Here is a 5,375-nt window from a genome sequence, read left to right as displayed (position 1 = left end):
ATCCGGCTTCCAGCAATTTGTTTGCTGCTTGTTCTTCGGCCTCTGCCAGAATGATCCGGGCCCTTCTGGAACGTTCAGCCTCAGCCTGATTAGCCATCATCCGCTTCATGTTCTCCGGAAGCTGGATATCCTTGATTTTAACATCCATGATCTCGATCCCCCACTCATGGGTCTCTACCTCCACGATAGCTTTGATATTTTTCCCCATTTCTTCACGCTTGGAAAGAATGGTATCCAACTCTACCTTACCGCAAACATCCCTGAGGGCAGCCTGGGACAACTGGGTGATGGCAAAGGAAAATTCCTCCACTTCGAGCACTGCTTTTTCAGGATCGTAAATCTTAAAAAACACTACTCCGTCTATACTACAGGGTACATTATCCTCGGTCATCACCTCCTGTGAAATGATGTTTATCGTAATCACCCGTATATCTACCACCTGAATGGTTTCCACTATGGGGATTATCCAGCGAAAGCCTGGATTTAATGTTTTAACATATTTTCCAAATCGGAATTTTAAGGCCCGTTTGTACTCGTAAATAACGCGAATACCGGCTAACAGGATCAAGCCCAGCACGATGAGCAAAAGGTACGTTGGATTCATGGTTTACGGTTTAAGAATTAATATATGGCGACACGGAATCCCGCAGGATTACCTCATTATTAAATTTACAATTTATTAGGGTCAACACCCAGTATTTTCCCGTGATAAATACCTGCTTATCAAACTTTTTCCATGCCTAATCTATCCTTTACCCTGTTCTTCAGGAACCGGTAAAAAGTAAGGTCTAACCATACAAACCAGATGATAAAACAACCAAAGGTTATCTTCTGGATGATAGGCAGGCTATGGATGCCTGAACCTGTTTCATAGATATAATAATTGCCCAGGAAAATGAATAGGCAGAGATATCCAAATCGCATAAGCCCCAGATAGCCTGCCCTTCGTAACTCAGCAAAGACAGTTAATAATGCAATTACCCCAAAAAGGCCGGCTATCCGCACAGTTATGTCATGTTTTCCTGAGGAGAGCAACATGGTGGTGACAAAGGCTAAAATCCCACTAACCCACATTGCCCAGGTACTCCAGGTCCTGCTGCGAAACAGGAAGGGTAGATTCACCCAAAGGAACAACAAACTCACACATAAAACCCCAAGGGCAGCCCTTGCATAAAACCGTCCTGCATTCATCTGCCCGTTAATCGCCACCTCATCGAGGAGATCACAGAGATAATTGTTCCAGAAACTGAATCCCACCTTGCCCGGATCTATCCAGGAACCCCCTGGATAATGCACCGCAGCCAGAATGTAAAGCACCACGAATCCCGCCATCCCCAATAAAGGAAGTATTAATAAGTTATGCCGGGGCGGAATTTGGAAAAATTGCATATTGGATTCCTCGTTAAGCCGTAGGGCGGACCTGGTATTTTGACCAAATGACCAAGACGCGTATTATTCCTTCGCTGTAGCCTTTTTCTTCCTGCGCCAGCGCGAAAGCCCGGGAATTACAGCTTTGGCCATTTGATGTGCTTTCCTACGGGACATACCCAGTTTTTGCGCAATCGCTATATTTCGGGCCATCTTTTCTTCCAGGGTACTTTCTGGATCTGTAAAATGTCCGTCCTGAAAGCAGTAAAAGCAATACTCCGTATTTACACTTCCATCCGCATAGGTCCCGAAATCAGATATACTCCGCAAGGGCATGCCACAACTTTGGCAAATATTAATATCCGTGTTCTTCATTACAGTTCTCTATAAGTTAGTATGCTTTGATGTAAACAAGATACTATCCACAAGGCTATGGACATATGATTCTTGTCAGGTTTTAAGCACCGGCTATAGCGGTAGACCAGTGCGTTCGGTAAGAATCTTTTTAAGTCGCCGGGTGGAATTGGAATCAATCAGGTTCAGGGCCTTTACCCCACAAAGCTTTTCAACCATACGGATACCAGCCAGTGTATTTGAAGTAATACCAGTGACTATATCAGGAACAATGTCAAAAGCCTTCATTATGCCGTAGACCGCATAGGGATCCGAGGCGCTAAGCACCATACACTTTATCTGATCCCGAATCAGTTCGATTACGACATCCCCGTTATAGGGTTCAAGGGGTGAGGCCCCTATTTCAAAAATGGCAATATCCGCATTCTCATTTTGCACATGGCTCAAAAGCAGGGCAATGCGTTCCCGGAATAATTTTCTAGGGCTAATTGATGAAGGTAGGCCTACATCCACAAAGTCGATAACAGCATCGGCCCCAACGTCTTTTATGGCGAGGATATCCTTAAACCTACCTGCCCCCGCGAGTTTGGCCCCCACCACTTTGTAGTCTGCCAATTTAAACAGGTTGGTCACAATCCGGGCAGAAGTTGTTTTACCTGCAGACATGGAGGTACCAGTAAACAGTATTACCGGAGTTTTAAAGGGGACTATGGGTATAGGGGCTACAAAATCCTTCATTTGCACCTTGTTGCGATACCGCATTACATGTCCCAGATACACTACCTCCATCATGTTGGGGATAAAAACCGATTTAGACGTGAGTTTCCCCAGTAAACCAGCAGCGGTGAGGACGTGCATTTTCATATCTTCACCCACCTTGCGCCAGGTCCCGGTGGCTTCGAGGGTGGCAAAGCGTTCGCCAAGTGCTCCGATGATGGATTCGCCTCCTATTATCCCCCGCATCCGACCGGTCGGAAGCTCCAGGGTGAGAATATTGTTGCTCCCGGGATCCAGGATCCTGCACGCGACGTAATCCCCCGTCTCCCATTGGTCCCTGTCTAATTTTTTCAGACCAAAATGCTTTGTGGCAAGGTCTGATATACGTGTTAGTGAAGTGTAGATATATTTATGGTTCATCAACTTGTATTTAATGGGTTCGTAGTGAGTAACAAGGTCAGCAGGGCCGTTCTCTCTAGAAGTGTGCTCTTAAAAATAAACTCGTGCAAGGCATGCGCCCCGTCTCCCGGTGTACCCAAGCCATCCAGAGTTGCCGTATACAGGCTGGTTGTATTGGCGTCAGAACCACCACCGGCGGTAGCTTGTTCGAGTTCCAATCCCAGTTCCCGGCCCTGAATTTGTGCTATCTTCCAAAGTTTCTGATTGCGTTCTGTTCTCTCCATTGGAGGCCTGCCAATACCCCCTTCTACCCGTATCTGCACATCCTTGTGCTGTGGTTGCAGATTTTTTATCCTTTCGGTAATGCGCTCCCCGTCTTCCTCCAGGAGCACCCGAACATCTACTACGGCCTTGCCTATCGGAGCGACCATATTGGGGGAAATACCCCCTTCAATAGTCCCCACATTCACAGTAATTCCCCGTTCCAGGTCGTTCATGGCATATAGCTGCTGCACCTGATGGGAGAGTTCCACAATCGCATTGATCCCTTTGGCAGGGTCCAAACCGGCGTGGGCTGCTTTGCCCTTGACGGTAATGGTAAACCTTCCAATCCCTTTTCGTGCCGTTTTTAACTTCCCGTCCAGTCCGAGGGGTGGTTCAAGTACAAATGCGCGATTGGCTATACTGGCGAGTTTCCTGATGATGGGTGTGGATTCTCCACTACCGATTTCCTCATCGGAATTGATTATCACTACCGGGTCTACTTCCAGCAGCAGGGGCATGCTCTGCACCGCTGCCAGGGCATAAAAGATCTGTGTTAGTCCGGCCTTCATATCATAGACCCCGGGGCCTTTCATTTTTCCTTTTTTATAGGATAGCGGCATCTCGTTCAAAGTGCCTTGAGGCCATACGGTGTCACAGTGTCCTATCAGGAGTTGTATGGGCTTATTTTTATTTCGCTTTCCGGGTCGGGCATATAAATAGCCGCCGGTTTGCCTGCCAAAGCGATGTATTGCATAATACCCGAGTGCTTCAAAGCGCTCCCTGAGCCATTCCAGCACAATGTGCTGTGCATCTATTTTTCTTGATGGGGATTCCATTTCGACCAGTTCCCTGAGAAAGTCAAGCATTTCATCCTCATGCGCCTGCAGAAAGGTTTGTATTTCCGATACTGTGGTTACCGCCTTTCTCATCGGTGAAAATCTTTTGGAAATGGGAAATTAAAGGTTTGTTCGATCTGGGCGAACCGACCAGGAGCAACATAGGCCAGCAAAGGATTTTTATGTAACTGTTCCTGCTCATCCATCTCTGAGGTACGGGCATATTCCTTATCTGCATAAGCTGCTACAACTTCACCGGTAATAATGGCGTAGTCATCAAAGCCCTCAAGGATCTTGTAAAAGCGGCATTCGAGGTACAGATAGGCACCATCTATCAAAGGGGCGTTCATCCCCAGCGCCTTTACCACCGGCAGGGAGCCCAGCACCATATCAGACTTGGACTGCATCTCCTGTCGGGGAGCAGCACTTAGGGAAGTAAATATCAGTTGATCTGGTTTCGGGAAGCTAACAGTAAATTCCCCTGTATTCCGGATGTTCTGAAAGGTGCCATGCCTGGGGGTGCATACAAAACCAAAATAAGGTCCGAAGCCAATAGGACATACCATATGCTTTGGAGCAAGGTCGTAGCCTTTATTTTCGCGGGTTCCCACGACCACAAGGGGCGCAATAGTGAACACCTGATCCCAGAGTGACTGTTTTATATTCAGTTGTGCCAAATGTTGTTCATTAATAACATCCATCCTGATTCCTTTAACCATATGTCTATCAAAAATAAAGCACGATGAAGAGTTTGGGAATGATCTTTGTCATTGCTAAAATTGGGTATTGTGGGTAGTTTCATGTAAATTAAAGACATGAAAGGAGCACTTAATCTTGGAAAAGTTGCGGGGATAAAAATTGAAGTACACTGGACATTCACCTTGTTACTGATCTGGGTGGTTTATCTGGATATCAGAAGAGGTGGCGATCTGAACTCTGCATTGATGAATGTCTCCCTCATCCTGTTCCTGTTTCTATGTGTGGTGCTCCATGAACTGGGCCACGCTCTTACGGCCCGAAAGTTTAATATAGGCACACAAAAAATTACCCTCCTGCCGATAGGGGGGGTAGCTTCCCTGGAAAAAATGCCGGAAAAACCACAGCAGGAATTATTGGTAGCCCTGGCCGGACCCGCCGTTAATGTAGTGATTGCCCTTCTGTTGCTCCTCGTGGTTCCCCTGAGGACCTACCTGGGTATGGATGCTGAAAACCTGGAACAATTGCTTACTGCTCCCAGCTTTAACACCCTGCTTTTCTATCTACTTATCGCCAACATCATGTTGGTAGCCTTTAACCTTATCCCAGCTTTTCCAATGGATGGGGGACGCGTTTTACGCGCCCTTCTGGCGTTTAAAATGAGTAGGACCAAGGCCACGGAAATCGCAGCCACCCTGGGGCAAACCCTGGCAGTGGTGTTTTTCGTAATGGGTTTATTTT

At 46.9% G+C, this 5,375-nt stretch carries 7 protein-coding genes; 1 reads left to right on the top strand and 6 read right to left on the bottom strand.

Annotation, left to right across the window (positions count from 1 at the left end):
• From AC4E7D_RS11225 to AC4E7D_RS11200, 6 genes are all read right to left on the bottom strand, one after another.
• Positions 1-604: SPFH domain-containing protein (locus tag AC4E7D_RS11225; RefSeq protein WP_490173886.1), on the bottom strand; the 604-nt coding region annotated here is incomplete at its 3' end.
• 119 nt (positions 605-723) lie between these two features.
• On the bottom strand, positions 724-1,332 hold the full coding sequence (locus tag AC4E7D_RS11220; protein WP_490173885.1) for a hypothetical protein: 609 nt from the start codon (positions 1,330-1,332) through the stop codon (positions 724-726).
• Between the two features lie 120 nt (positions 1,333-1,452).
• A complete protein-coding gene (locus tag AC4E7D_RS11215; protein WP_490173884.1) occupies positions 1,453-1,743 on the bottom strand; it encodes a zinc ribbon domain-containing protein in 291 nt (96 codons plus the stop codon).
• A 93-nt stretch (positions 1,744-1,836) separates the two neighbouring features.
• A complete protein-coding gene (locus AC4E7D_RS11210) occupies positions 1,837-2,859 on the bottom strand; it encodes a hypothetical protein (RefSeq protein ID WP_490173883.1) in 1,023 nt (340 codons plus the stop codon).
• Positions 2,859-4,031 (bottom strand): M20 family metallopeptidase, encoded by a 1,173-nt coding sequence (locus AC4E7D_RS11205; protein ID WP_490173882.1) that lies wholly within the window; start codon positions 4,029-4,031, stop codon positions 2,859-2,861. Before AC4E7D_RS11205 ends, AC4E7D_RS11210 begins: the two co-directional genes overlap by 1 nt.
• The gene (locus tag AC4E7D_RS11200) at positions 4,028-4,639 is read right to left on the bottom strand and encodes a flavin reductase family protein (RefSeq protein ID WP_490173881.1); all 612 of its coding nucleotides are present in this window, start codon (positions 4,637-4,639) and stop codon (positions 4,028-4,030) included. Before AC4E7D_RS11200 ends, AC4E7D_RS11205 begins: the two co-directional genes overlap by 4 nt.
• Before the next feature lie 114 nt (positions 4,640-4,753).
• Between AC4E7D_RS11200 and AC4E7D_RS11195 the strand changes: the two genes are divergently transcribed.
• The coding region (locus AC4E7D_RS11195; RefSeq protein WP_490173880.1) for a site-2 protease family protein at positions 4,754-5,375 on the top strand (622 nt) is incomplete at its 3' end.

The organism is Lentiprolixibacter sp., from assembly GCF_982873095.1.
Note: the sequence above shows the minus strand (reverse complement) of the source record. Positions and strands in the feature narration are given on the sequence as shown.